General features: G+C 29.6%; 2 protein-coding genes. Both read left to right on the top strand.

Annotated features, from left to right (window positions below; all coding sequences use genetic code 11):
* Positions 1-280 precede the first annotated feature (280 nt).
* Complete coding sequence (locus tag XO11_RS09465; protein ID WP_014297376.1) at positions 281-2,467, top strand: methyl-accepting chemotaxis protein; 2,187 nt, start codon at positions 281-283, stop codon at positions 2,465-2,467.
* A gap of 206 nt (positions 2,468-2,673) precedes the next feature.
* On the top strand, positions 2,674-3,501 hold an 828-nt coding region (locus XO11_RS09460; protein WP_175418535.1), incomplete at its 3' end, for a cache domain-containing protein.

Here is a 3,501-nt window from a genome sequence, read left to right as displayed (position 1 = left end):
AGCACAGAACGAAGACTTTGCAAAGATTACAAAGGTTGCTAATAGACTTGAAGATTTAAGTGAAGAACTTAATACTCTTATTAAACAATTTAAAATCTAAAATTTAAAATTTAAAGCACTTCGGATTTCAATACCGAAGTGCTTTTTTTATTTAACTCAAAATCAAAAATATTTTTCGTTACGCAAATTTAAAGTTTTTCCATTGTATTTTTTTTAAAATTTAATGATATAATATTTACAAATATCTCTATATTAAAAAAAATTCAAAGGGGTGTGGAATATGAAAAAGGTAAATTTTCATCAAACGCTGGGGTTTAAGGTTATTTTATCTGTTTCAATTGTTATCATTGTCGGATTTTTGATAAACGGTATTGCAATGTATAAAAACCTTAAAAACTTGACAGATCAATATGTAAAAAACGGCGTATTAAAGCAAAGCGTGGAAAACATTGCTACAACAATGGAAACATATCGTACAGGAACAGAACAATTAAAAGAAGAGATGATGGATGCCTCTATTTTAAGGTTAAAAACCTTAAATGCTGTTGTGAAAGATATAATTAACAGCTATGTAGAAAAAGCAAAAAAAGGTGAAATGTCCTTTGAAGAAGCTCAAAATCTTGCAAAAGAAGCTGTTCGAAAAATAAGATATGACAATGGAACTGGATATTATTATATATACGATGAACACGGAGTAAATATTATGCATGCTGCTAAACCTTCTCTTGAAGGTAAAAATTTATATGATTTAAAAGATAAAACCGGAATATATATACTTAGAGAATTAATAAACAGAGCCAAAGAGGCTTATAAAAATAATGATGATGGAATTTTGCTTTTCCACTGGTCAAAACCTGGAGAACCAGAAGATAAATTATTTCCAAAATTAGGTGTTGCTTTCTGGATTCCTGAATTTAAATGGATGGTTGGAACTGGAATTTATATTGATGATATAGATAAAAAATTAGATGAAAGAAAGAAAAAATTCCTTGATTCATTATATGAAAAATTATACTCAACATCATATATTGGAGATAATACATATCCTATAGTATATACAAAAGATGGAAAATATTTTATATATAAGGACAAATCTAAAATCGGAAAGGAAGCTACTGCTGTTGATCCAAAAAGTGGTAAAAAAATTGTTGATCTTGCCATTGAAAAGGAAAATGGTTTTTATGAATATTATTTTCCAAAATCTACAAATTCTGATAAATTATACAAAAAAATCGCTTATGTGAAAAAAATGAGCGGCGACTTATATGTTGTAATAACAGCCTATGAAGATGAGATTTATGAATCATTATATAACTCCACTATACAAAATATTCTTATTCTATTATTAATTCTTGTTATTATTGTATTTGTTATATTCTACATAATGAAAGTGCTGGTTACAAAATCCATAAATAGACTTGTTGATAACATCAAAAAAATTGAAAACGGCATATTAAACGAAGAAATAAAAATTACATCAAAATCTGAAATTGGACATCTTGAACATTCACTTGAAAATATGAGAAAATCCTTAAGATTATTAATAAAATCAATAATCTCAGAAAATTCCAACTTGATTAAAGAAAAAAATAATCTTTTAAATGCCTCAAATAAACTAAAGGACGTTACACAAAAGGTCGAAGAAACTTTAAATATCGCTCTTACAGAATCTGATAACGCTGCATCATCAATTGAAGAAACAACATCTGGTGTTGAAGAAGTTGCTTCTGCGGCTCAAATGGTAAGTTCAGCAGCACAGGATTTAAGCGAAAAGAGTACAGATGTTGAAAATTCTGTAAAATCAGGAGAAAAGAGTATTGGAGAAATATTAGAAATAGCCACTGAAGCCAGAAATGCGGCAGTAGAAAATACAAAAAGCGTTAAAAATTTACAGGAAAAATCTGCAAATATCGGAGAAATAGTTGATACTATTATAAGTATCGCTGAACAAACAAATCTTCTTGCTTTAAACGCTGCAATAGAAGCAGCAAGAGCTGGAGAAGCAGGAAAAGGATTTGCCGTTGTTGCCGATGAAATTAGAAAACTTGCAGAAGAAACAAGAAACGCCACAGAGAATATTTCTGACTTATTAAAAGGCATAAAAGACGAAGCAGATGCTGTTAGCCAGAAATCATTAAATGTTTCAAAAATTATAGAAAGGGTTTCAGAAAAGAGTTCAGAGGTTTCAAAAGAATTTGAGGCAATTAAGAATTCTGTTGTAAATATTGTAAGCATGGTTGATAGCCTTGCTTCAAGTTCAGAAGAACAGAGCGCTTCTTCAGAAGAAATGGCAGCAGCTATGGATCAGGCGTCAAAAAATGTTCTTCATGTGAACGAGTATGTTAGAGAATCAAAAGACGAATTTGTTTATATAGAAAAAAGCAGCGAAGAACTGCTAAAAACATCTCAAATCTTAGAAGAATCTGTAAGGAAATTGGAAGATTTAATAAAAAAATTCAAGATATAAATGTACTGATATATATTTATATGTTAATACTTTTGCAAAACTCCCCTATTTTTTTAAAAAATAGGGGAGTTTTTTAAATTTATATTATTTCTTTTGATTTTTATTTTACCGGAAAATGTGATAAAATATTAATACATACACTCATATAAAGGCATCAATATTAATAATAAAAATCAATAAAAAAATTTTTTAAAGGGGGAATCTTTATGAAGTCATTAAAAGCGCAGATGATTGCTATTATCATCCTAATTTCTGTTCTTCCAATGGTGCTATTTACAGCAATAAGCACCTACAATAACTATAACAAAAGCTTCACCAATTACAAAAATCATTTACGAACAGTAACAGATAACAACGCAAAACTTATGGAAACATACTTCAGACCTATCATTAACCTTACCGATATGCTTTCAAACGATGCAAATGTAAGAGGTTCTTACAGCAATAAATATGACGAACGAAACTGGATGCTCAAAATGTTTGATAACATCGTTAATAATTATCATTATGCAGCGGTATATATTGGATTAAAGGATAAAACAATGCTTATGAAACCAGACGCAGAATTACCAGATGATTATGATCCAACATCAAGACCATGGTACAAAGCTGCAATGAAAACTCCCGGTAAAGTTGCTATTTCCGATCCATATGCAGATGCTTCAAGTGGAGATATATTAATTACCGTTTCAAAAACAGTTACAGATCCACAAACAAACGAAATTATTGGTGTAATTGCAATTGATTTATCAATAAAAGAACTGGTTGATACATTCTTTGGAAATGATAAAGTATTCAAGGAAGAATATTCTTACCTTGTAAACAGCGAAGGTATTACTTTAATGCATTCAGACCCTAAAAAATGGGGTGTAAGCGTTAAAGATATGGAATTTTTCAAGAAAGCTACAGATAAAAAAGGTGTTGTAGAATATACTTACAACGGAGAAACTGTTTATGCTTTTTATTCAAAAATAGCTGACACTGACTGGATGATTTACACAGCAATACCTAAAAAAGCAATTACAGACGCAGTA

The organism is Marinitoga sp. 1138, from assembly GCF_013363265.1.
Classification (GTDB): domain Bacteria; phylum Thermotogota; class Thermotogae; order Petrotogales; family Petrotogaceae; genus Marinitoga; species Marinitoga piezophila.
Note: the sequence above shows the minus strand (reverse complement) of the source record. Positions and strands in the feature narration are given on the sequence as shown.

Bases quoted from the DNA above. Each gene is read 5' to 3' on its own strand.
- XO11_RS09465 (WP_014297376.1), top strand. From the start codon at position 281: ATGAAAAAGGTAAATTTTCATCAAACGCTGGGGTTTAAGGTTATTTTA.